The sequence below is a fragment of the Microcoleus sp. AT9b-C3 genome (assembly GCF_036705485.1).
Taxonomy (GTDB): domain Bacteria; phylum Cyanobacteriota; class Cyanobacteriia; order Cyanobacteriales; family Microcoleaceae; genus Microcoleus.
Genome location: NZ_JAUBUR010000006.1, coordinates 104,546 through 128,608, shown reverse-complemented (window position 1 = coordinate 128,608; position 24,063 = coordinate 104,546). Strand labels below are relative to the sequence as shown.

Genomic DNA, 24,063 nt, shown 5'->3' with positions numbered 1-24,063 from the left:
AAAAAAAAAATAGTTTGGGGTGATATTAAAGGGCTGGTAACTGGGTAAGTTACATACAAGAGTTAGAAATCAAGCATCCCACCCCTCTAGGAGAAACAACCAATGAAAACTGAATTTAAAGCCAGATTCCTGCAACACCTCAATCAAAAAAGACAGGATAAGGGTTTTACCCTGATTGAACTGCTGGTCGTTATCATCATTATCGGTATTCTCTCTGCTATTGCTTTGCCCTCCTTCCTGAACCAAGCTAACAAAGCCAAGCAATCAGAAGCTAAGCAGTACGCTGGTTCTATGAACCGTGCCCAGCAAGCGTCATTCGCCGAGCAAGGTAAATTTGGCTCAAACGTGGAGGTTCTGGGGCTGGGCATTAGAACTCAGACGGAGAACTATAAATACACTGTTATAGGAACAGGAGCGACTATTGACTCAACCACTACCCAGGTTGGAAATGTCGCGTTAGGTCTAAGCACAGCGCTCAAATCGTATATAGGAGGGGTAGCCCTAATTCAAGCGGCAGGCGCATCTGACAAAAGCAGCACAGCAGTATTGTGCGAAAGTACTGGGGCTGGTGTAGCTGCTCCGGGACCGACATTGACAAATACGCCGGCTACTGCTGCTACCTTAGCTTGCGACAACACTAACTATACCGTAGTGTCGAAGTAGGAAAGCCATCAAAGCAGGGATTGTTCCTGCAAGCCTAACCTGAATCTTTTAAGAAAGTGGGTAGTGTTGTTTACACTACCCATTGCTATTCAGGAGGTTTATAAAAACTGGAAAGCTTCAATAACTATTACTATGACAATCTCTTTAGAAAACATTTCATCGACTGTTCTAGCTGATTGGCAGCAACAAGCCCGTCAATATCTAATCCAAGGAGATTGCACTCAGGCTGCAAACCTCTACGAGCAGGCAATTGCAGCGGAGCCGGAAACTAAGTCCCACTACTGGTACTTGGGGTTGATGTTGCTGTTGCAGGGGCAAGAGATGGAAGCCCAAACGACTTGGCTGCTGGGCATGGCCGAGGGGGAACCGGAACAAGTTGAGGAATGGACTGCTCAACTGTTAGATGTGCTGCAAATGGAAGCAGAGCGCCGGGAGGTTTTGTCAGACTACTCTGTTGCTTGGGCAATTCGGCATCATATCAGGGAAATTAATCCGGCGGATGTTAACAACTTGTTGCGTTTGATTGAGCTTTTCATCCGGCTTGAAACTTTTACAGGAGAGGAACTGACTTCTGTTGGCTTAATCGAGTTGCTACAGGTAGAGCCTGCAATTGAGGTTGAGGCAGCTCTATTGATGCAAGTATTGCAAAGTGTTTTGGCTCGCGAACCCTCGCATCCGTCAACGCTGGAGTTTGCAGAAGCTTGTCTCGGTCACGTCCGCGAACCTCAAGTTTATATCAGAATTCTATTAGAAACTGCTTGCGAGCTAGGCTATATATTAAAAATAACTAGAGTAGCAATACGCTTGGGTGAACTGGTTTTGCGTTTAGATTCAGAGCATCCAGAGATGGTTCGCCACTTGGCTTGTTTTTATCAGAATGCGGGTGAATACGATGAGGGGATAAAGAAAGCTAAGCTTTTCTATTCATTAATACAAGAGTTACCCGCTAAAGTTTATGCGAATCACCTGATTTTGCGGGGGTTGATGAGTGCAGGCGGATACTGGGAAGAAGCTTGTGCGATACTCAAGCGGCTCAAGTCAGATCAGGAGTTGCTGATAGCAGAGCAGCCGACATCGCTTAACTTATCGACTGTTGACGACTTATTTGTTACTAGCTTTTTTTACCCATACTTTCAGGACGAGCCAAGAAATGCTAGAAACATTAGCAACCAATTGGCTCAGCTATGCCAACTCAACGTTCAAAACAACAGCAAGGAGCAGATAGAGGGGTACCGACAGCGACAGTTAGCTCGAAAAAGCCGGGGGATTTCTGCTAAGCCACTGAAGATTGGCTATTTGTCTCACTGCCTGAGAAGGCATTCTGTGGGCTGGCTAGCCCGATGGCTGTTTCAGCACCACGATCGCGATCGCTTTCAAATTCATGCTTATTTTCTCAATTATGTTAATACCGATCACTTTTTACAAGAATGGTATGTCAATCACGTTGATAAAGCCTATCGGTGCGGGATTGTCAGTACCAACGTTGCCGATCAAATCGATAAAGATGAGATTGATATTCTGATCGATCTCGACAGCATTACTCTAGACATTAACTGTGAAGTGATGGCGATGAAACCCGCGCCCGTTCAAGTCACTTGGTTGGGTTGGGATGCTTCAGGAGTGCCTGCAATTGACTATTATATTGCCGATCCATACGTGCTGCCGGAATCAGCACAGGATTATTACAGTGAAAAAATCTGGCGCTTGCCCCAGACTTACATAGCTGTCGATGGTTTTGAAGTGGCAGTGCCAACATTACGCCGCGATCAGTTGAAGATTCCTAACGATGCTATTGTGTATCTCAGCAGTCAGAGCGGTTACAAGCGCCATCAGGACACAGCGCGACTACAGTTGAAGATTTTGAAGGAAGTACCAAATAGTTATTTTTTAATTAAGGGGGGGGCAGACGAAAAATCAATTAAACAGTTGTTTAACCAGCTAGCGGAAGAAGAGGGTTTGGAGAGCGATCGCTTGCGATTTTTGGCAACCGTTACTTCAGAGGAAGTTCACCGAGCTAACTTAGGTATTGCGGATGTAGTTCTGGATACTTATCCTTACAATGGAGCCACAACCACTCTAGAGACTCTTTGGATGTGCATTCCCTTGGTGACGCGAGTCGGGCAGCAATTTGCAGCGCGCAACAGCTATACTATGATGATGAATGCAGGGGTAACAGAGGGAATTTCTTGGACTGATGAAGAATATGTCGAATGGGGAATTCGCTTAGGAAAAGATGCTGCTTTGCGGCAACAAATTTCGTGGAAACTGCGGCAGTCAAGGCAAACTTCTCCGCTTTGGAATGCCCAGCAGTTTACGCGAGAGATGGAAAAAGCATACGAGCAGATGTGGCAAATTTATCTCCAAAGTTAGCCTTATTAAGCTATACTCTCAAACGAGTCAATATCACAATCACTAATATAATCCCGAATTCGGGCAACTATAGGCAGGGAACCTAGTCCCTGCTTAACTAGCTCGGGAAATTGAGCTAGGCCCTCAATGATATTGTTGGCCAAGTTATATTGGGGGTTATTGCCATGTTGCAAAGTCAGATATTCCAATAATTCTAAAGCGTAGTCCGGGAAATTCATAATATCGGCAATGCAAGCCAATTTAAGAATATTGTCAGGTGTTACCATATTTTGATTAATGTCTTCTCCAATTAAATCGCGGAAGTAAAACGCATCTCCCCACAGTAATTGTCCGCCGCGTAGTGTTGAACCAATAGGGGAATGACTGCGGAAACGGCGAGCACCTGTTAAGTCAAATAGTGTAAAACCTTGGTTCCTGAGATAGATATCTACATCTGCAAACAAAGGTTGATTTAAGTATAAATTTGAAAACGAGACTTCAACTTGAACAGCTAGAAGACTTTGTTTTAAAATTTCTACTGCACCCTCTAATACCAAAAGTTCGGCACCTTGAACATCAATTTGCAGGAAATCTATTTCATCAATTCCTTCCTGCTGGCAGAACTCATCTAAAGTGGTGGTTTCAAGTTCTATACAAAAATCTAAGTTCACAAGTTCGGGTAGTCCTGAAAAACGCTCCAAGTAAGGTTCATTCGGTGGATAAAGCGAACTGCACATGGGATGTTGTGTGACATAAAGTGTAGATTCACCTACAGACTTTGCTAAGGCTAGAGGAATATGTTTTTCAGTCCAATTGACTTGTCGTGATTCAAGGTCAGCATTGGCGGCTTCGCAAGCATCTGCATCTGCATCAAAACCGTAGATAGTCAGCCGAGGTGCAAAAATATTCCATCCCTGACTGCCATAGTCATCTTGGCTTGTTAATTTACGACAGCCAACATTACAAACTGTCATGTGAATTTGTTCTAAATGACCACTTTTGTTTAAGCTTTCAATAAAAAATGTCATAATCAAAGTATCCTCTTCTTTTTCCAAAACAGATTATTCTTGAGTTACTAGGTAACTTTGATTGGGAGGTAAAGCGATGATATTCATGTTTCCGTGCAACTCCTCGGCGGAGTTTACAGGAATTAGTTTCTGCAGGTAAGGTTGATAGCGGAATAATCGATATCCTTTCCCTCTAAGGTAGTCAGCAACAGGTACATTGCTGTCTTTACTCCCCGCAGCGATATTTTCATACATGATGACGGGAGCAAATTCAGATAAGATTCTGTCGCTGCCTGTCAATACTGACAGTTCGTGCCCTTCAACATCTATTTTGAGGAAATCTAGTCGGCTCAAGTTTTCCTGCTCAATCAAGCTGTCTAGAGTAAAGCAGGTGACTTCTTCAAAAGAGTCTGACTGCATTTCTGCGACAGCTTCGCCAGTGACGATTTTGTTTAATTCACTGGCAGGAGAAAGAGATAAGCGAACTGTTCCAGAGCGATCGCTGGCAGCACCGGCACAAACTTTCACCCAGTTTAGATGATTTATTCTACAGGTTTCTTGCAAATAGCTAACGCAGCCAGAAAAAGGCTCTACTGCCAGCACGCGGCCTTGGGAACCGACTCGGAGAGCAGCGCTAAAGGTGTAAACTCCTACATTAGCACCCACATCGATAACAGTCATGCCTGGTGCGATCGCACTGCGCCAAAATTCCATTTCTTTTTCAAACCAATCTCTTTCGGCAATCAATACGCTGCTGGTTATACAACCGTAAAACCTCGGTTCAACTGCTAATAAAAGTTGAGTTTCAAAAGGCACATAAGTGAAGGGACTGTTAACTTCTAACTCAGTCCATCTCCACTCTAGAGAATTGGGATGCTGTTGAGCCAATTGTCGAGCAAAATTTAGCCATTGCTGGGCATATTCTATCTGATCTAAATCTTTACAGGCGATGTATAGAGCTTGCAGGACGGGTGCTGAATCCGAATAAATTTGTTTTGCACGGTGCAAATACATGACTCCTTCCGATTGATCGTTTAGTAGACTGTATACTCCTATTTTTAAATTTATGGAACCCGAATCTGGTAAAACTTGAGCCGTTAGGTGCAGCAGCCTCATTCCGAATTCATTGTAAGAAATTATCTGCGATCGACCTAGGGCTTCAATTAACAATAATATCGATTGACTGCGAGCGTCTTCGGCTTGTAAAATTTGAATTAGCTGTTCTGCTTGGTACGTCTTCAAACTACTACCAGTCGGCGGCCGATAAACAAGAGCTGGAGGAATTTTTTCTAGTGAGCCGCCCGCAGACTGCTGAATACCAATGGATACCAAAAAATGAAAAGCTTCTTTAATTGCTTCATCGGATTCTCCAGTCAGGGCAAGAACTAGGGCAAAATGAGCTGCACAGAGTGGATGATGGTATAAATCTACTGCACTCTTTAAGGCTTCTAAAGCTGTATTAATATATATTTCTTTGAGGGATGATTCCTGGCACTGCTCTGCTTCTATCAAGGCGACTACAGCAAAATTGTTTAAATCCGTCGCTGATACAGGTTCGTCCCAAGATGTATTCTCAAGAATTGAAGCTACCCGCGACCAGGTATCTAAATCGATAGTCGGACAGTTTCTTTGGAGGTATTCTAAGTAGAAAATGGCGGGGGGTTTTTCGTTAAAATTATTTTCTCTTTGAGAAATTGTGAGAAATAAACTTTCTGGTAAAATGAACTGCCAATCTCCTGTTTCTGATTGGACGGCTCGCTTGCGACTGAAGCTAGCGAGATCGCAGCAGGGAAGGTTTTGTGCTTTTGCTGCTGCGATCGCCTGTTTATTTTCGTTCTCTAAGACAAGTCTAGCCTGGATGCGACTCAACAGCGCTTCCCGCTGTTTTTCCTCCAGTTGTCCTACCAAGGAAATTTCGGCACACTCAGTAACGTCCAAATCTTCTTCTATCAGCAGATTCATGGCGACACTGGATAAAATCAGATTTGCATCGTCGTCAGAAATGTTGCCAGTATCTACAAGTAATGTCATCTTCATTCGATCGGGGTGAAAGGCGATCGCCCTGATAACTTGTGTAAATTCTTCGCAAATCGTCTGTTCTGATGCTAGCCAATTTGGGAAAATGATTAAATTGATTGACCGCAGCTTTAAAGGCAAGAATGCTGCATCTATCAAAGCCCAACTCACCGTTTTCGCCATTTTCGACCACGAAAAATTTTGCGCTTGTTTGAGACCTGCAGCAATTAAGGCCTTGCGAACATCCGGCTTTTGCACTTCGCAAAGCGCATTCGCCAGTCCGCTAACATCAGTATCGTTCACATATAATGCGGCTTTTCCTGCGACTTCAGGTATAGACGCATTTGCACAAGTAATGACTGGACATCCGCAAGCCATCGCTTCCAGCACAGGTAAGCCAAAACCTTCATACTTCGAGGGATAAACCAGTGCAACAGCACCCGAATAAGCAGCTATCAACTCTTCATCGCTCAGTTGCAGTACAATATGTACCGCACAGCCTGACGTATAGGATCTAAACTTTGTATCTAATAACAAATCACTCCCCGTACAGACAATTTCAAACCCTTGTCTGCTTTCAAGTTGAGCAAAAGCCTGGAAAAACAAAGTTCCATTCTTATAACCAATTCCAGGTCCGATCAAAAGAAAGTATGGCTTTGAGATACCGTACTTGTTTTTAAAATGATTAACTGCCTCTGGACTCGCTGGTGAAAATTTACTGTTAACTCCGCAATGAGCTACAGTTACTGAATCTGAGGCAATATTTGGAAAAAACTTTACTAAGTCACGGGCTGTATTTTCGGAAATTGCGATGTATGCAGATGCGTGGCGAATCCCGAAATGCTTTTCACGCCACATCGGTGTACTTAAATTTACTCCTTCAACTTCTGGAATCATGTCATACGCTATGAATGCAGAGGGAGTTGATAGGGGGGTTGTGTAGTAAGTCGAGATAAATAAGTCTGCACTCTGTTCGTCACAAACTTGCTGTAGCATTGCGCGATCGGCATCCACTGTGTCATAGTTGTAAGCCGGCAAAGGACGGTACTGGATACCGGGAATTTCCGGCATTGTTCCCGTTCTGTCAATAACAACTACGTTTTCGGAAAAACCGTTTTCTACCCATTCTTCTAAGAGAGATTTCCATACCCGAGCAATTCCAGTTTTATAGCGCTGAAAAAATACGCCGTCTACAATTATTTTGGGAAATAGCTGGTGAGGCTTGGCCGACTTTTGTTGCTGAGGTACTTGTACAAACTTCCAGGTATTGCTATCTTTTTCTTTCTGCGCGATCGGCTGGATGTCACAAGCCTTTGCAGTATCGACCGCCGTTAAATCTTTAACCCAGGGAAAATACTGACTCAAGCAAACCGGGAATCTAGTTTGCCGCTGCAACTGGGTCCATTTAGCAACAGCATTAGCATAACCGTAGTATTCCTCTTTAAAACGCAACTGTTCTATTGTGGCGTAAGCGAAATGTTGAAAAATTAGCCCGGCTTCTTCAGTTTCTTTGTGTAAAAAAGGATTGATCTTAGCCACATCGCGCCAACCGTCAGGATTAGGTTCCGCTAATATTGGGGGTTCATGTGCGACCCAAAATGCTCCCGGCTTAAATCTCCAAGTACGCAACCAATCTTGTTGAGGATTCTGAGCATAACAATTGCGAGTGCTAATAACCAGATTTTCTCCAACAAAATACCAGCACCAGTAGAAAGCTGCTGTTTTTTCAGGATGATTGATAAACATCTGTCGCGCCGTACAAATTTGATCGGCTGTCCACAGTTCATCTACATCCAATTGCCACAGCAAACATTCCTCTCTAATGTTTGTCAATGGCGCATTCGTCATTTCGCGTTTTCCTTCCCAGAAAACACCTTCCGGTTTGCGATATACTGTAATGTTTTCAGGGTATTGTCTTGCCAGTTCGTCAATGTACTCAGCAGTTCCGTCATTACTGCGTCCGTTGTTGTGAATTTCGTCCGCAATTTTTCCCCCTGAGCTTAAAGACCAAGCTGTATCGTGCTTCAAGTCTGCTACACCCTCAACAATATGCCAGTGCCACTGAAAAGGTAACTCTTTTAAAACTTGGATATGGTAACGAATAAACGGTTGTCCATTGAGAACGATTGTGAAAAAATGTAGGGGCATATCGGAAACTTGGCGATTTTTTTCTATTGCTTCAGTCTTCTTGAAAACCGAATAACCGTGACGCAAAAATAGATTTTGCTCTACCAGTACATAGTTGGAATCTGAAAGTAATCTGCAATGATTCTGATAGTTCTTAAACGTATCGATGTCGTCAAGCATAATAAACTTGGCTCCATATATTTCGTCAAGCTCCCCTCGTCCCGTAAATTCAGAGCCGTCTATTATCACTAGATCGAAAATATCGATGTTATTTTCTTGCTTTATTTTTTTGATTCCGTTCTGCTCAACCCCGGCTTCTTCAACATATTTTATATTATCTCGCAGCCAATCTATTACCTGTTCTAGTGGGTAAACTCTTAAACCTGTATTAATGTTGTTGTAGAAGTTTATAACTTCTTCTTCCTCGGGAAATTCTTCTAAAGAAACAGTAGAGACGTTGTAGCACTTGACAAAATCATCATTAGCATATCTCTTTTTTAGTTCAGCAAAGCGAGGTTGTGAAATTTCTATACAGAATAGCGTTGGGTCGTTCGGATTTTGCCGAATCCCTGTCACCAATGCCTCTGTACTTCCTTCTCCCGATGACGAGCCAATTTCTAAGACAGTTTTAATATCTTCGTTCTGAACAATCCTTTGAATTGCCCGATAAAATCCATCATTTTTAATCTCAGGTGGAATTATCCTGTTGAACGACGATTGAAAAAAATTATTGTTCATAAGTTGCACCCGCTTAAACTTAGTTTTTATAATTTGATATTGGCGAAGTTTTCTATTTTACAATGCGGTAAGTTACCTGCTCTGTGTGCCATTTGTTTATTTTCTTGCTCTAATACAATGCGAGCGCAAAGACTGGGCCAGAGAATTTCCCATTGTATTTCACTCATCTGTCCGATTAAGGTAATTTCCGGCACCTCACCAACATCTAAATCCTCTTCCAGCAGCAAAGTCATGGTAACATTGCACAAAATAAGGTTAGCATCCTCTTCATCAATCTCGCTACTGTCTATCAGTAGAGTGATGCGATCGCGATCGCGATGAGCCAAAACAGCTTTGATGACTGCTGACAACTCGCCAGAGAGAGACTCTTCTGGCTGATGCCAATTGGGGAAAATGATTAAATTAACTTCTCTGAGGTTTAATTTCTGGATCGTTTCTTCAATCAAGTCAAGATTAATTGTTTTCGCAGTTGTTATTAATTCGGGGTTAATTTCGTTAGTAGAACCGATAACGTTGACATGCCGCAAAATTGGTTCGCTATTCCACGGATCGAAAGGAATGAGTTTTTGGGCCGACAAGTGCGGACGAAAGAAACATTTGCCTTTTTCGTTGAGCATACAAGCTGCAAAAGAAAATGAGCTATTTGAAATTGCTGTGAGATCGCACTGGCTCAACAAATAAAAATCTGGATAAAATTCTGCTTCCGGTAACTCCAAACCTAAATCTTTGGTCGTGATGGAATTATACTCCTCAAAATCACTTAAAACTTTTTCCGGTTCATCGCTGGCAATAAATAGTATCGGTTCATCCAGAGTTTCCCACAAACCTTTTAGCCATTCTCTGTACCATTCGCTCGGTGCGATGAAGAAATCGCTGTAGCCGTAGTCTCCCCGCCGCAAATGCAAACCGACGATAGTTTTGCCACGCGATCGCAAGCAATCCAAGGCTTCCTTCATTTTAGTTTCTATTGCCGACACAGGTTTGAACAGAGACCGAAAATACTCCTTGTGCGCTGCATAATACTTTGTATGGTACTGAAAGTAACCCCAAAAATCCACATTTTTGAAGGTTTCTTTGGCTTTTGGTATGCGAGCTTCTAAAAGGTTATTAGTTTCTTCGCTAACTACAGGTAACTCCTGAGAAATTGGCTGATCTTTGCAACCAAAGAGAGCCTGACCAATCCAGGCTGGTGTCTCTACTCTCAAGTTATGTTCTTTTGCGTATATTGTCAAGAAAGCATACTGAAATATTTGATTGGCAAACCGCCCGTTTCTACCCAGGGTGGACATTGTGACTGCGGGCTTTTTCACATAAAACGCATCGCCCCAAGATGGATGGAACGGTGCTGTCGTTGCTACGCGATCGAAACCGCACATCTCCAGAAAATCATCGATTTCGTCAATTAAAGCGCAGCCTTCATACAGTTCTTCATAATTAACTTCCGTGTTTATTGCTTCTATGTATCTGAGAACATTCGTTGCTCCCTGCAAAGCCAACAACTCTGCACCTTGAATGTCAATGTTTAATATATTAAAATCGGCTGGGTTAATTTGAAGTTCTTCTAGAAGTGTATCCAGAGTTCTCGACTCCACAACTACACGCTCAACTTCCTTGATTTCTGGATAAAAGTTTTGATGCTCCTTCAATGGTAATATCGAACTGCTTTGATCCATAGAAGTTACATACAATGTGCTTTTGCCGTTGATGTTGCTAACTGCACAATTCACCGCTAGCACGTGAGTAAAACCCGCTATATTCGTTTTCAAACGTTCAAACACAGCAGGGTTGGCTTCAACAAACAGTACCCTTTGCACTCCCATTTCTCGGTATCTTGCAATTTCCTTGCCTTCGTGTGCCCCAATGTGAATAATGCCGCGCGGTGCAACAGAATGTTTTCCGCAAAGCTGCTGCAAATCGAGCAAATTTGGTGCTTCACTAAAAATCAAAGCTGTGAACCTCTCGTTCACCGCTAAAAAATTGCTATACTCGTAATTCTCATATTCTGGTAAAAACTCGGGTAAGGCTTGTAAAGCATTGGGTAGTATTTTAAATATTGTATAACGAAATTTTTGTAAATGCTCGAAGACTTGTTTTAATGTGATGTTAGCATCAACAAATGTTCCGCCATACTCAAACTGAATATAATCTACTTTGCCTTTTTTTAAGAGGTTACTTGCTCCGCGAAGAACTTCTAGTTCGCCGCCTTCTGTATCAATTTTTAAAAAATTAATTCGCTTTATACCTCTTGTTTGGACATAATCATCAAGGGTAGCTGTTAAAATTTCAAATGGCTTAGGCGACTGAATCTTATATTGTTTTTCGATTTCAAATCGGCGGTGAAATGTACTCCATCCTGAAAATTTATCATAGTAATAAAATTCTCTGATTTCCTGCTGGTGTGCTATTGCCAAGTTGTTTAATACGAGTTGACCTGTTTTAATCGGTTCAGCCAGGTTTTGTAGAAGTGTTTGATATATCGGCGGTGCGGGCTCAAACAAATGGATTTTAACGTCGGGGCATATGTTTAATACTTGATTTGTCCAGCTACCTATGTTGGCGCCAATATCGAAAACCACGTTACCGGAAGCAATAAAATTTTCTATAATTTTTAATTCATAGTTATTGAGCGACTCTCCGTTATTAATATTATTAGCAGACACCCCAGTGCTTTGATGATTTTGTTCCTGTTTCCCGCTGCCTGTATTGCCTAAACTTGTGTTTAAATTTTGGCAAGACTGAACAATTAGTTTTTTGGCCTGCGCCGGAACAGCAATAATAACATCATCAATAATTACAAGATGCCTGCTGTTTTTTCCTGAATTCAATAAATTTAATACTGCGCTAATATCCGGCCAGTGTTGAGGTGAATGGGGCGGCGGTGGAGGAGATAAAAACAAGCGGGCATCATCAATAAAAATAAAGTGTTCGCAGTCGGAGCTGTTGATTATTTCGATTTCTGCGAGTAAGGGACACTCATCGATTTCTCCATAGGTTTGCCCTCCGCTCCAATGAGCGTCAAGCCAGAATAAACTTGGGCTTTGAAGTTGTGATACTGTACGATCGAGAAGGTTTCTGGTATCACCGTACAAAAACTCTATGTTTTTTATATGACCGTATGTTTCGGTAACTTTTTGATAAATGTCTTGAGAATACTCAATTGTAAAAACTTGTTCAAATACTTGGCTTGCCCAGTATGCTGTATGACCTTGATAGGTTCCTGTTTCAATAAAATTATTAATCCCGTAAGCTGCTTTTAGTTGGGAGATGATTTCTATTGGTGGCCCCATGCGTACTATGCCCATATTCAATCCTTTTGTGAAACTAAGTCGGGTATTTTAATTAGGAATCTGCATTTAATTTAAGGATTTTCAATCGATCTTACTAAAAAAATTGACCTATCTCCTACTACTTCCCCTTCGCTTGCCCCAACAATACCTTATAATCAGCTCTGTTAGGATTTAGCTTCACCAACTTCTCCAAAGGCTCGATCGCGCCCACCTTATTATTCATCTGCAACCGCACATTTGCCAATCCCTCCAGAGCCGTCTGATTCTGCGGTTCCCGCTGTAAAACCGTCTGATAGCCCCGTTCTTGCGCCGCCAGCAAAGATTCCTGGGAAACAGCCACAGGCGTCTGCTTTTGCTGGTGCTCGCTGCTCAAACCGCTGCTGAACAGACTCACAATACCAAAAATCGCAGAACCACCAAACGACACCATCGATACAAACGCAAAAATCTGCTTAATTCGATCGCTCCGATGAACCCGACTATCACTAGATTTTTTCTGTGTACTTTCCATTGTTAACTCTTGGCATCGCTGTTTTCCAGGCACTCGCAAAGCACCTATCTCTAGAATGCCCAAGTTCGATCGCAAAACGATCGCCCTCCGCCATTTAAAATTTGAGACCAATTCTAGCCCAGCACACAACACCATAGATTTGTCAAGGACATTTAGGTAACAATAACACGCGGGCGATCGAGATTCGGTGAAGCGCGATCGCCCGCTGATTTTTTAGCTGTTACCCTCAGGCAATTCGCCAAACTGATCTCGGTAACGTGCTAGCAAAGATTCGAGTTCAGCAGCACGCTGGCGTTCCGCTTCTGCGCGCTGGCGTTCCGCTTCCGCGCGCTGGCGTTCCGCTTCTAATGCTGAGGCTAATTCATCAGGAAGCAGTAACTTTTCTCCATTATCTTCCCGATAAAAACCGATGAGTTTGCCCTCTACTTCTAAACGCAGTTGCAACACTTCACTGCGACTGTCAGTAATTAATTGATAGCTATCTTCCCACAGTCGATATCCCCGCAATTTTTCCGGTATCCATTGTCCTTTGGGGTCAAACAACCAATATTCCTGAACTTCTAAACTTTCGTACAGGTCTTTTTTCGTAACTTTATCTTCCGACTGCGTACTCGGTGACGTAATCTCAAAAACTATTTTCGGAACTTGCCCTTCTAACCATATTTTATAATTATCTCTACCTCCCGGTTCGACATCATAAATTACCATCACATCTGGTGCAGTACGCAATTTTGGGAAACCTTCAGCATAATATAAAAACTGGTTTGCCAAAACAGTAGCGCGCTGTCCGGCGAGGTATTGTTTTAGGACTTCTAAAGTGCTTAAAATTGCATAAAGGTGGTCGTAGGTTTCTGCCACGGGTTTTCCATCCGCACTGGGGTAGACAATTTCAGATGATTTGAGGGTGGGAACGACTGCTGTCATGGTCGTGCTTCCTATGAGTTGTAGCTCTATTGTAAACTTTTTTATTAAGATATATCGCCCTCCCACACCTTCAAATCACATCAGGATCGATACCCTGACTTCTCAAGTATGCCATTAGTCGATCGGCTTTCTGGCGTTCCTCTTCGGCGCGCTGGCGTTCCTGTTCCACCCGTTCCGCACCCCACAGCAGCAAATTGCCATTCTCATCCCACCAGCGCAACCAATAACCCCTTCTCTAAGATTTTTCACCTTCCCAAACCCCCAGAAATAAACCCATTGATTCTATCCAGAATCGTTGATTAGCATCCGGTTCTTGCAATTCATATTCTCTCGGTGTCGAGAGTCGGTACACTTCCAATACTCCAGATTTTGGTTCAAAAATTAAATAAATCGGTACTTGCAAAATTCGCTCATAAAACCGCCACTTGCCGTAAGGATATGTCGGTTTATTTGAATATTCACTACCGTCTGCATCCGATAAAAATTCCATCACTACAGTAGGTAATTCTCCCTCAGCATTGGGCGTATAACTACGGCGAAATTCTCCTGGTTCTGCTGGCAATACCGAGGGAACGTACACCCAATCTGGTGCTTTTACTACTATTTTGTCGTTAACTTTGGCACACAGTCCAAAATTGGAAGCTATTAGCATTGAAGCTAGGATAAATCCTGCCAGATCCAAGGCTTCTCGCAGGGCGGCGGCTAAAAGTGGTTGGTCGATGTTTTCCACAGGATCGTCTGGTAATTTAAAGTCATCTGGCAATTTTTCCCAAGTTACACTATACTGGGTTTTGGTTTCGTCCGGTTTCGATAATGTTTGCGTCATTGGTTTTCCTTGTTTTGAGTAAAAGACTTTTTTGTTAATAGGATTTGGACAATAGCTTTAATGCCGATCGCGAAAGGTGCACCTTATTAACTAGCTGTAATCAAAGTGCGTATTGCCACCTTACTAACTAAAGGAAGTCGCGAATCTTGCAACGGCGGTTATTCAATGATACCCTGTTTTAAGGGGTATTTTCGGGAGCCACTGGTTCTGCTGAACTTGCAGTTTTAGAAGGTATAACCGGCAATTTTGGCTGTTTTTGCAAGCTGGGAAATCCAGGCTCTACTGATTGATTTCTGGCAGGCGTACTCGCATTTACTTTCTCAGAAAGGGGAGCTAATGTTTGAGTGACTTTAACTTGCTGTCGCAGTTGTTCTGTCGAACCCAACAAACCTCCTAATCCGTTGAATAACCTGCGAATATTGTTGCGGAAAGCCGGATCTCCTGTCAAATCATCCACGTCGGAAGTAATTTTCTGCACGTTCTGAAATGTAGCTCGTGCAGAATCTAGAGTTTGCTGCAATAATAGTAAAGTGGCGGGATTGTTTACTTGGCTGGATAAATCTCGCAAATTACCAGAAGCTTGGGCAGCATTCGCTGATAAAACTTCTAAATTGTTCAGCAATTGTCCTTGGTTGATTCGATTAATTGTCGGACTTAAACTGCTGACAGCTACCCGCAGTTCTTGACTGCTTTGATTGATGTTATTCAGAGTTGAGACTAAACTGGCGCGGTTGGTTGTTACTAAAGAATTGAGTTGGTTGGCTGTTAATGTAATTTGATTGGCTGCTTGAGTTACTGAATTAGCAGAATTTATCGCAGCGGCAGATACGGCTTTTGTGGAAGTGTCCGCCGTAGCTGCTACTTTAGAAACATCAGCGGCGACTGCTGATATTTCCGTCTTTAGCGATTGATTTAAGGTGCTGGCTTCTCCCTTTAATGATTGATTTAAACTGCTTGCTTCCCCCTTTAATGATTGATTTAAACTTGCTATTTCAGTTTTCACTGATTGATTTAAGCTGCCAATGTCTCCCCTTACAGATTGATTTAAAGTTTTTATTTCGGCTTGGGCAGTTTTAGTTAAAGTCGATAAATCTTGAGTGAGTTGAGCTGCACCTTTAGCTGTGTTGGCTGTATTCTCGGCAAGAGATTTAATATTGTTAAACAGCGCGGGGTCAGTGTAGAAATTAGCTAGGCGGACTGTGGATCTAATTAGTTCGTCGATAGTGACTCCTGCTTGACCTTTTAAGCGCGAATTTTGGCAGATAATCTCTGGGGGACAGTCGGCACTAACGGGATTGGCGGTAAGTAACGATTCTGGCAAAATCGAGTTGGGGGTAATGTCGATCGACGATTCGCCAATTAAACCGGATTTATTCGCTTCGATCGTAACATCCCTGGGAATCACTAAAGTACCGGGGGCAATCTCCAGCGTCACGTCTACGCCGTTGGAACCCGGTTTGAGGGCGGTAATTTTACCGACGGCAACCCCACGATATTTGATGGGCGTGCCTATTTGCATTCCTTGGGCGCTGCCAAATTCTACGGCGAATTTGTAGCTGCGGTTCCCTAGCTGTACGCCCCGCAGCCAGAGCACTAAGCCGCCAAATAAACCGATTCCTACTAAAATTAAGAACCCGACAGAACCTTCTCTTACAGTTCGCGATCGCATATTTTCTCCTCAGTCATTCGTCATTGGTTATTAGTCGTTAGTCATTGGTCAATCGATTTTAGATTTTAGATTTTAGATTTTAGATTTTAGAGGCGACCCCACGGATAAATGCTCTTTCTTGAGGATTTTAGATTGTCGATTTTGGATTGATTCCACGGATAAATCACGTGGCGGGTACCACCTTTGAAATTATTGGTCATTTCAATCTAAAATCTAAAATCTAAAATCTAAAATCTAAAATTGGCTGACTATCCAAGCGCTTGAATTGGCCCAGTAACACTGCCGCTAAAAAATTGTCGGATCAGTAAATTATCTGTCGATGCAATGTCATTGACAGTTCCCTCCCACTGCACTTTGCCTCGATAGAGAAACACGATGCGATCGGCAGTGCGGCGGATGGTACTGTCTTGGTGAGTGACGATCGCATAAGTGCTGCAAACACCTTGGGCAGTCTGCAAGTCCCTGATTAAATCTTCAATTACCGTCGAAGCAATCGGATCTAAACCCGCCGTCGGTTCGTCGTACAGCAAAACCTCTGGATTATCCCTGTCATTATCAGGATTCGCCATGATAGCGCGGGCAAAACTTACCCGCTTTCGCATTCCCCCAGACAACTGCGCCGGATAGCGTTCGCCAATTCGTGGCAAACCCACCATCTCCAACTTTTCCTCCACCAATTCCCGAATGCGGCGGCGCGGCAGCTTAGAATGCTGGTACAGTAAAAAACCGACATTCTCCTCCACCGTCAGCGAATCAAACAAAGCCGCTTGCTGAAAAACCATCCCAATTCCGATCGGATCTGCCACGTCGTCCACCCATCCGACCCTGCGCTGTCCCTGAACAAAAACCTCACCGGCATCCGGGGCCAACAAACCCGCAATTATCCGCAGAATCGTAGATTTCCCCGTCCCGGAAGGGCCAATAATTGCCAGGGCCTCTCCCCGATAAATCCTCAGATCGACTCGATCGAGGATCGGGTTCTGGCCGAAGGACTTACTTACCCCCTTGAGTTCGATTAGTGGCTCAGCCATAGCATGTTATCAATAAGTTGTCAGTCCTCAGTCATCAGTCTACCTAATGACTCATGACTCATGACTAATCACTAATTACTTAAATTGACTGCCAGAATCAAAACTCTCTTGTATTGTAAATTTGTCAGATCGAGCTGTTCCAATACCCTTAAGACTAATTAACCATGTCAATTAGTTCACTTCCTAAAGCCCTCCGCGTCTTGGCTAAAGCCAAGCAGGTTTTTGCCCAATCCAGAAATCCTTACCCCCCTTCTTTGCGGAACGGGCGAGTTCACCAGTGGTTTAAGTGGTTAGCCCCCGGACTGTTAGTGAAACGGTGGCTGCTGATTAGTGCTAGCGGCGTGGTACTTGCCACTTTGGGTTTAGCGATTTGGACTGGGATGACTCCAATTTTCTTCTTATTGCAATTGTTGAGAAATTTTTTGGCGTGGATTGCAGATGTTATTCCCAATTACGTGTCGGGCCCGCTGATCGTTGCTGGCGGGATTTTGTTAATTCTGTGGGGGCAAACTCGCAGTTTGAACTCTATTACCCAAGTGCTGATGCCCGAAGGGAATGAGGAACTGGTCGATCGACTCCTCAACCACCGCCGCTTGCACCGCGGCCCGAAAATTGTGGCAATAGGGGGCGGTACGGGTCTTTCTAACTTGCTCAGGGGATTGAAGGATTACAGTGCCAAAATCACTGCTATTGTCACCGTGGCCGATGATGGGGGGTCTTCCGGGAGGCTGCGGCGGGAAATTGGGGTATTGCCGCCAGGAGACATTCGCAATTGTTTGGCCGCTTTGGCAGATGAGGAAAAGTTATTGACTGAGTTATTTCAATATCGTTTCCGGGCTGGTGACGGTTTGGTGGGCCACAGTTTTGGGAATTTGTTTTTGACGGCGATGAGCGATATTGCTGGAGATTTGGAACAGGCGATCGCCGCGAGTTCTAAAGTTTTAGCAGTTAGGGGAGAGGTGCTACCGGCTACTCTGAGCGACGTTTCTTTGTGGGCAGAACTGGCTGACGGCCGGAGGATTGAGGGGGAGTCCAGCATTACAAAAGCTAACGGAAAAATCCTCAGAATAGGCTGCACTCCTGCTAAACCTCCGGCATTACCTAGGGCTGTGGAAGGTCTTCGGGAAGCGGATTTTATTATTATTGGGCCGGGGAGTCTTTATACGAGTGTCATTCCGAATTTGTTGGTGCCGGAAATTGCTGATGCGATCGCCAACACCGATGTTCCGCGCATTTATGTGTGCAATATTATGACTCAGCCGGGGGAAACAGACGGATACAGTGTTGCAGACCACATTCGGGCGATCGACCGGGCTTGCGGCCGGCCGCTGTTCGATGCTGTAGTAGTTCAAGGAAAAGTCCCTTCTGCAAAGGCTTTGATCCGCTATTCTCAGGAGGATTCTTATCCGGTTGTACTCGATCGAGAAGCCGTAACGCAATTGGGGCGGCGAGTTGTCATCGCCAATGTCATGGATGAAGATGAAAATACGGGTTTAATTCGCCACAATTCGCAAAGGTTGGCGGGAATGTTGCTGCGTTGGTACGGCCGCGCGCAGAACATTTAAGCTGCTGACTGTTAACTGTGAACTGTTGACTGTTGACTGTTGACTGTTGACTAATATTATTGGTTATTGGTTATTGGCCGCCGCCAGCGAGTAACAAATAACAAATAACAAATGACTAATGACTAATGACTAATTATTGAAATGAAAACTTTGCTTCCCGATTCTGAGGCTACGCGCAAGTTTGGTGTTGCGTTAGGTCGATCGCTCCCCCCAGGCACTGTAATCTTATTACAAGGAGATTTAGGTGCGGGCAAAACTACCTTAGTTCAAGGCATCGCTGAAGGCTTAGGAATCTCAGACTCGATCGAAAGTCCTACTTTTACCCTAATTAACGAGTATTTTACAGGGCGAGTTCCGCTGTATCATCTAGATTTGTATCGACTGGAACCCGAAGAAGCCGAGGCTTTGCACTTAGAAAGTTATTGGGACGGGTTAGAAATGGATTTGGGAATTGTGGCGATCGAATGGGCGGAAAGATTGCAGTACAAACCAGAAAATTATTTGCAAATTTCTTTAAGTTATCTCGATAACGGGCGGCAAGTTGAACTAATTGGTAATGGCGACTTATTGGATTGGCAATGGGAAAATTGAGAAAAGGCGATCGAACTTACTGCGGCGGGCGGTTGACTCGAATCAATTTACCTCTCAAATTTTCCTCACCAGCAATAGCATCATTGATGCGTATTGCCAACCTTTCTAGATTTTTATCGTCTGTACACACGATAATACCAGCATGATTGGGTTGTTGAGTATGCAATCGAATGAAATGCCGACGATTTTGCGTCATAACCGCCCGATCGTTATTCACAGCAAAGGCTAATACTTCGGGGTCATCATCTCCGGAATTTCCTGCCTCTTGAATAGTCAGGGCATCGTGACCTAAATTTCGCAGCAATGCCACAACAGGAAACGAGAACTGTTCATCTGCATAGAGACGTGCCATAAATTATACTTCCTGCATCATTGCTGCTGCTTCTTCTCGGAGTGCTGTTTCAATTTCTTCTGAGTTAGCCTCAGCATAAGTCCAGACATTTACTAAGTTTGCAGCATTCAAATGGGGATAAAATTGTAGAAGTTCAGCATCGCTTGAACCTTGACGGCGCAAACTCACGAACAGCCAAACGGGAAGTCTAGTTTTGGCAATGCAAGCATCGCCGCCACACACGTCGGGAGTTTTAGTAATTCCTGGCCAACTATTGTTTAAACTTTGGGTTAAAAGCCGGATGGCTTCAGCTTTCTCAGTCGGAGTTAAGGCCAGGAGTTGTGTTTCTAGTTCTTCGAGGAGCATGGGTAAAATCGCCTTTGCGATGCAGGAATACCCAATTATAACACTTGAGTTAAAGTCATGCTTACTCAGCGTCAAATGTCAAGGCTTCTCCCCTCACATTTGTATCCAATTTACCATCCTCAAAAACAACTTTTCCTCCAACAACAGTCACAACTGGCCACCCAGTCAAACTCCAACCTTCAAAGGAACTCCAGCCGCACTTGCTCGCCATCTCTGCTCCGACCACCGGGCGGTATTTCTCCAAATCAACTAAGACTAAATCGGCGTCAAAACCCGGTGCAATTTGGCCTTTGTTCGGAATCTTATAAGCCTTAGCAACTGCCGCCGACATCCAATTAGCAACTTGCGCCACTGTACATCTTCCCTCTACTGCTTGCGTCAGCATCAAAGGCAAAGAAGTTTCTACTCCGGGCATTCCCGACGGCGTATTTGGATATTCTTGAGCTTTTTCTGCTAATGTGTGCGGCGCGTGGTCGGTGGCGATAAAATCAATTACGCCGTCGAGTAAAGCTTGCCAAAGTATTTCGTTATCGCGGGGCTCGCGCAAAGGCGGATTCATCTGAGCTAAACTGCCAATTTTTTCATAGGCGCTGGTATTTAACAACAAATGCTGTGGCGTAACTTCTGCTGTCACCCAACTCGGTTTTTCGTGGCGCAAAAACTCAGCTTCATCCCCCGTTGAAAGGTGCAGAATGTGCAGTCGGCGCTGATATTTCTTAGAAAGTTTTACTGCTAGTTGAGTTGCTAATAACGCTGCTTGATTGTCTTGAATTTGCGAGTGCACGGCAACATCGGAAATCCCAGCAAATTCCTGACGCCTCTGGTTGATTCTAGCTTGGTCTTCTGCGTGCACGGCAATTAGCCGATCGCCTGCAGCAAAAATCGCCTCTAAAGTTGCTTCTCCATCCACCAAAAGCTGCCCGTGCATCGAACCCATAAAAATTTTAATTCCCGGAGTCGGATTCGCAGTCAACAAATCCGGCAAATTCTCAGGCGTTGCACCAATAAAAAAGCCGTAGTTCACCAAACACTTCTCGGCAGCGCGACTTAGTTTATCATCTAAGGCAGCTTGGGTGGTGGTCAGCGGTCGCGTATTCGGCATTTCCAGAAACGATGTCACGCCGCCTTTCGCGCAAGCACAGCTAGCGGTAAATAAGTCTTCCTTGTGTTCTAAACCCGGTTCGCGGAAGTGTACCTGGGGATCAATTACTCCGGGTAACAGAGTTAAGCCTTTCGCATCTATTTCTCGATCGCCAGATTCGGCAATTTCTGCAGCAACCTTGACAATTTGGCGATCGCAGATTTGCACATCTCCTACCAAAAACTCACCAGTGGGCAAAAGAATGCGAGCGCGACGGATTAACAAACTTGATTGGGGAGTCATAAGATATCATTAATTGAGTAAACAGCGTGCTAGCATGGAAGCATTATTAAGTTTATAATTCGTATCCAGCTCAGTCACTACAATACCCTATGACTCGTCTAGACAAGTCAGCCGACGAAAAACCACCGCAAGACACCGAAAATCCTTGGATCGAAGGAATTAAGACGATCGGCTTAGCAGCATTTTTAGCCTTTGGTATCCGCACCCTGGTTGCCGAAGCACGCTACATTCCCACCGGCTCGATGCTCCCAACCTTACAAATTAACGATCGATTAATTATAGATAAGGTCAGCTATCGATTCCAAGATCCCCAGCGAGGAGATATTATCGTATTTATGCCTCCCGATCCGGCTAGTTTGTGTACGGGACAGCCACCGCCGATCAAGGATGCCTATATCAAGCGAGTTATTGGACTTCCAGGGGACACTGTGCAAGTCAAAGACGGAAAAGTTTTTATTAACAAGCAGCCGCTACAGGAAAAATATATTGAAGAAATTCCGCAGTATCCCTACGGGCCTGTAGTTGTAGCTCCAAATTCTTACTTGGTGCTCGGCGACAACCGCAACGCAAGCTGTGACAGCCATTACTGGGGCTTTGTACCCAAGCAAAATATCATCGGTAGGGCAATAGTGCGTTTTTGGCCACTCAACCGCACAGGTTCGATCGATCCCACGCCCCTTTATCCTGCTAAAAATTAGCTCTAGCGGAAGGAGCAAGCAACAAGCAAGAAGGCAAATTCAATAATAGCAATGGTTTGGGTGATTAAGAACATCCTAATCGTCTTGTCGGTTGCTATACAAAACGCGAGGGATATTAGAGCCCCGACTTCTTCAAGAAGCCGGGGATGGGGATATAAGCTGACTGACAGGATCAAATCTAAAATCTAACATCTAAAATCTAAAATCGCCTGACGTTTCGCGATCGAGAACTTTCACAACTTTGTTATACATCTCCTCAGCTTCTTGTGGCGAATTGCCGATACTCGTCACTCCCAATTTGCCAAACTCCGACAAACAACCCATTAAATGAAACACACTGCCCGTCTCTGTACCGCTGTCAAAGTGCAGTTGATTGTCAGCAATAATCTCCATCAAATCGTTCGGTAATAACCCCCGATAGCGATCTTTTTTCAAATTGTCCGAAGCGACATAATATTTCGGACGGCCCTGCTGGCTGTAAAATAATCCGTTAGTACGCTCGTACCGACCGTTTGTTAACAGCTTCAAAGCCATAAACGGATGAGTTGTGCCTCCTTTCCGCAAGTTAATTTCTATTGCTTGCATATCCCATTTCCCATCGGATTGCTTTACCGCGAGAAAATCTACTCCAAATCTCTCTAAAGCCCCTTTTTCGGCTAAATTTTTCCCAACTTTCCATCCCAATTCTTGCAAGGCCAGCCGGTAGGATTCGTCCGCCGGAAATCGGCAACCCAAGAAAATTTGACCGTCTGGGCCTCCTAAAATTTGGTCGTGGGTGGAGAGAATTTCTACTTCGCCGCTGGGGACAATTCTGCCTTGAACGCTGGGCGAGAACTTTTCTTCTCCTTCGATAAAAGCTTCGGCAATTGCCCCTAATTCGGGAATCCGGCTGCTAAAATTTTCCCAGGTTTCGCCCGTTGCTTGAAAGCGCAAATTATGGAAGTGAGCGCCAATTGCCTTCGCTCTTTCTGCCGGCGCTTTACCTGCGAGGGACTTCAGATCTAAAATTGCATTTCCTTCCCCCGAAAAACCTTCATTTAACTTAATTACGATCCGCTGCAAATGCGGTTGCCGTGCCCACAACTCGGCCGCAGCTTCCGCTAAATCTTCCGCATTCCAAACCAACTCGGAACCATCAGGATAAGGCACGCCACATTCTTTAAAAATTTGCCTGCTACCGCTTTTTGTTCCCCAGTATAACAGATCGGGATCGCTGGCCCACAAAGGAATCCCCAATTGAACAGATAACTCGCGTTCTAAGGGCGTCGAGTTATAACAAACCATATAAGATTTTGTCGGGCGCACTGCTTGACGAATACGCTCCATCAAGCGGGGACGATCTAAAATTTTCTGGGTGAGGGATTTGGCAGAAGCATCGTAAGCACTGAATAGCACAAGCCGATCGCGCGCGTGAGAAAATGGAATGCCTGGCAGCAATTGCAGGTAATAATCCACAATCATCGGGTGCAAAGGCTCGGAGGTAATGTAAATTAAGCGCGTGCGCGGATTTCGCAGGCGAATTAATGAAAATAAATGCCGCTCTTCGTAGTGGTAAGCCCCCTCAACTTTCTGCATTTCTTGCTGATCTAAGCTGAGAGAAGGAATGATAATAATGTCACAATCTCCGCTGTCGAATTCTTCGATAGCTCGCCAACGTTCGCGTAATTCTGTCTGAAGATTGCGAAACTTCTGCGCCGATTCGGAAGATGAATTATTTAACTCTGGCATTGCGTTTTATCCTAAGTATTCAAATAATTATTGCTGATGATGTCGGGTGTGTCAGCCCCAATAGTTGAGACAACTCACACAGTTTTTTTGTCTGACGCACTTTACCGGGAATCTTGACCAAAATGCCCAAATAGTGATTTAAGGTGCGTCAGTCGAAATATTTGAGGCAACTCAAACAGTTTTTTCTGACCCCCCCCAAAAACCGATACCGTCCCACCTACTCCTGTCGTTAATCTCCAAAAATTTTAGATC

16 protein-coding genes and 1 pseudogene are annotated in these 24,063 nt (G+C 44.2%); 5 read left to right on the top strand and 12 right to left on the bottom strand.

What is annotated here, in order from left to right; translation table 11 throughout:
- Positions 1-102: 102 nt before the first annotated feature.
- Both QUB77_RS07950 and QUB77_RS07945 read left to right on the top strand, forming a co-directional pair.
- Positions 103-663 carry a type IV pilin-like G/H family protein gene (locus QUB77_RS07950; protein WP_333171074.1) on the top strand — a complete coding sequence of 187 codons (561 nt, stop codon included), beginning with the start codon at positions 103-105 and terminating at the stop codon, positions 661-663.
- 132 nt (positions 664-795) lie between these two features.
- Positions 796-3,033: an O-linked N-acetylglucosamine transferase family protein gene (locus tag QUB77_RS07945; protein ID WP_333171072.1), complete on the top strand. Its 2,238-nt coding sequence runs from the start codon at positions 796-798 to the stop codon at positions 3,031-3,033.
- Between the two features lie 5 nt (positions 3,034-3,038).
- Here QUB77_RS07945 and QUB77_RS07940 read toward each other — a convergent pair whose 3' ends face one another.
- The 8 genes and pseudogenes from QUB77_RS07940 to QUB77_RS07905 form a co-directional block, all read right to left on the bottom strand.
- Positions 3,039-4,067, bottom strand: a complete 1,029-nt coding sequence (locus QUB77_RS07940; protein WP_333171069.1) for an FkbM family methyltransferase — start codon at positions 4,065-4,067, stop codon at positions 3,039-3,041.
- Positions 4,068-4,073: 6 nt separating this feature from the next.
- Positions 4,074-8,900: an FkbM family methyltransferase gene (locus QUB77_RS07935; RefSeq protein WP_333171067.1), complete on the bottom strand. Its 4,827-nt coding sequence runs from the start codon at positions 8,898-8,900 to the stop codon at positions 4,074-4,076.
- 26 nt (positions 8,901-8,926) lie between these two features.
- Complete coding sequence (locus QUB77_RS07930) at positions 8,927-12,202, bottom strand: FkbM family methyltransferase (RefSeq protein WP_333171065.1); 3,276 nt, start codon at positions 12,200-12,202, stop codon at positions 8,927-8,929.
- A 103-nt stretch (positions 12,203-12,305) separates the two neighbouring features.
- Positions 12,306-12,809, bottom strand: coding sequence for a tetratricopeptide repeat protein (locus tag QUB77_RS07925; RefSeq protein WP_333295789.1), 504 nt, complete (start codon positions 12,807-12,809; stop codon positions 12,306-12,308).
- A gap of 102 nt (positions 12,810-12,911) precedes the next feature.
- On the bottom strand, positions 12,912-13,622 hold the full coding sequence (locus QUB77_RS07920) for a Uma2 family endonuclease (RefSeq protein ID WP_333171061.1): 711 nt from the start codon (positions 13,620-13,622) through the stop codon (positions 12,912-12,914).
- A 70-nt stretch (positions 13,623-13,692) separates the two neighbouring features.
- Positions 13,693-14,448 (bottom strand): annotated as a pseudogene (locus QUB77_RS07915) (Uma2 family endonuclease).
- Between the two features lie 178 nt (positions 14,449-14,626).
- Positions 14,627-16,117 carry an MlaD family protein gene (locus QUB77_RS07910; protein WP_333171059.1) on the bottom strand — a complete coding sequence of 497 codons (1,491 nt, stop codon included), beginning with the start codon at positions 16,115-16,117 and terminating at the stop codon, positions 14,627-14,629.
- A 248-nt stretch (positions 16,118-16,365) separates the two neighbouring features.
- Entirely contained in the window at positions 16,366-17,148 is a 783-nt protein-coding gene (locus QUB77_RS07905) for an ATP-binding cassette domain-containing protein (protein WP_333171057.1), read from the bottom strand.
- Between the two features lie 164 nt (positions 17,149-17,312).
- Here QUB77_RS07905 and QUB77_RS07900 point away from each other — a divergent pair, with 164 nt between their 5' ends.
- Together QUB77_RS07900 and tsaE are read left to right on the top strand one after the other, a co-directional pair.
- Positions 17,313-18,713 carry a gluconeogenesis factor YvcK family protein gene (locus QUB77_RS07900; protein WP_333171055.1) on the top strand — a complete coding sequence of 467 codons (1,401 nt, stop codon included), beginning with the start codon at positions 17,313-17,315 and terminating at the stop codon, positions 18,711-18,713.
- 141 nt (positions 18,714-18,854) lie between these two features.
- The gene (gene tsaE / locus QUB77_RS07895; protein ID WP_333171053.1) at positions 18,855-19,304 is read left to right on the top strand and encodes a tRNA (adenosine(37)-N6)-threonylcarbamoyltransferase complex ATPase subunit type 1 TsaE; all 450 of its coding nucleotides are present in this window, start codon (positions 18,855-18,857) and stop codon (positions 19,302-19,304) included.
- Positions 19,305-19,320: 16 nt separating this feature from the next.
- On the opposite strand, the gene QUB77_RS07890 is transcribed toward tsaE, so the two are convergent.
- The 3 genes from QUB77_RS07890 to QUB77_RS07880 all read right to left on the bottom strand — a co-directional run bounded on the left by QUB77_RS07890 (position 19,321) and on the right by QUB77_RS07880 (position 21,385).
- The gene (locus QUB77_RS07890; RefSeq protein WP_333171051.1) at positions 19,321-19,656 is read right to left on the bottom strand and encodes a DUF5615 family PIN-like protein; all 336 of its coding nucleotides are present in this window, start codon (positions 19,654-19,656) and stop codon (positions 19,321-19,323) included.
- Between the two features lie 3 nt (positions 19,657-19,659).
- On the bottom strand, positions 19,660-20,001 hold the full coding sequence (locus QUB77_RS07885) for a DUF433 domain-containing protein (RefSeq protein WP_333171049.1): 342 nt from the start codon (positions 19,999-20,001) through the stop codon (positions 19,660-19,662).
- Positions 20,002-20,062: 61 nt separating this feature from the next.
- Positions 20,063-21,385, bottom strand: a complete 1,323-nt coding sequence (locus tag QUB77_RS07880; protein WP_333171047.1) for a dihydroorotase — start codon at positions 21,383-21,385, stop codon at positions 20,063-20,065.
- Positions 21,386-21,474: 89 nt separating this feature from the next.
- Here QUB77_RS07880 and lepB point away from each other — a divergent pair, with 89 nt between their 5' ends.
- The gene (gene lepB / locus QUB77_RS07875) at positions 21,475-22,083 is read left to right on the top strand and encodes a signal peptidase I (RefSeq protein ID WP_333171045.1); all 609 of its coding nucleotides are present in this window, start codon (positions 21,475-21,477) and stop codon (positions 22,081-22,083) included.
- A 192-nt stretch (positions 22,084-22,275) separates the two neighbouring features.
- On the opposite strand, the gene QUB77_RS07870 is transcribed toward lepB, so the two are convergent.
- On the bottom strand, positions 22,276-23,811 hold the full coding sequence (locus tag QUB77_RS07870) for a peptide ligase PGM1-related protein (RefSeq protein ID WP_333171043.1): 1,536 nt from the start codon (positions 23,809-23,811) through the stop codon (positions 22,276-22,278).
- Between the last annotated feature and the right edge of the window lie 252 nt (positions 23,812-24,063).

Excerpts from the sequence above, each read along its gene's own strand:
- QUB77_RS07870 (WP_333171043.1), bottom strand. The coding sequence starts at position 23,811 with ATGCCAGAGTTAAATAATTCATCTTCCGAATCGGCGCAGAAGTTTCGC.
- QUB77_RS07920 (WP_333171061.1), bottom strand. The coding sequence starts at position 13,622 with ATGACAGCAGTCGTTCCCACCCTCAAATCATCTGAAATTGTCTACCCC.
- QUB77_RS07905 (WP_333171057.1), bottom strand. The coding sequence starts at position 17,148 with ATGGCTGAGCCACTAATCGAACTCAAGGGGGTAAGTAAGTCCTTCGGC.
- QUB77_RS07890 (WP_333171051.1), bottom strand. The coding sequence starts at position 19,656 with ATGGCACGTCTCTATGCAGATGAACAGTTCTCGTTTCCTGTTGTGGCA.
- QUB77_RS07945 (WP_333171072.1), top strand. The coding sequence starts at position 796 with ATGACAATCTCTTTAGAAAACATTTCATCGACTGTTCTAGCTGATTGG.
- QUB77_RS07900 (WP_333171055.1), top strand. The coding sequence starts at position 17,313 with ATGTCAATTAGTTCACTTCCTAAAGCCCTCCGCGTCTTGGCTAAAGCC.
- QUB77_RS07885 (WP_333171049.1), bottom strand. The coding sequence starts at position 20,001 with ATGCTCCTCGAAGAACTAGAAACACAACTCCTGGCCTTAACTCCGACT.
- QUB77_RS07935 (WP_333171067.1), bottom strand. The coding sequence starts at position 8,900 with ATGAACAATAATTTTTTTCAATCGTCGTTCAACAGGATAATTCCACCT.
- tsaE (WP_333171053.1), top strand. The coding sequence starts at position 18,855 with ATGAAAACTTTGCTTCCCGATTCTGAGGCTACGCGCAAGTTTGGTGTT.
- QUB77_RS07950 (WP_333171074.1), top strand. The coding sequence starts at position 103 with ATGAAAACTGAATTTAAAGCCAGATTCCTGCAACACCTCAATCAAAAA.
- QUB77_RS07930 (WP_333171065.1), bottom strand. The coding sequence starts at position 12,202 with ATGGGCATAGTACGCATGGGGCCACCAATAGAAATCATCTCCCAACTA.
- QUB77_RS07910 (WP_333171059.1), bottom strand. The coding sequence starts at position 16,117 with ATGCGATCGCGAACTGTAAGAGAAGGTTCTGTCGGGTTCTTAATTTTA.
- lepB (WP_333171045.1), top strand. The coding sequence starts at position 21,475 with ATGACTCGTCTAGACAAGTCAGCCGACGAAAAACCACCGCAAGACACC.
- QUB77_RS07880 (WP_333171047.1), bottom strand. The coding sequence starts at position 21,385 with ATGACTCCCCAATCAAGTTTGTTAATCCGTCGCGCTCGCATTCTTTTG.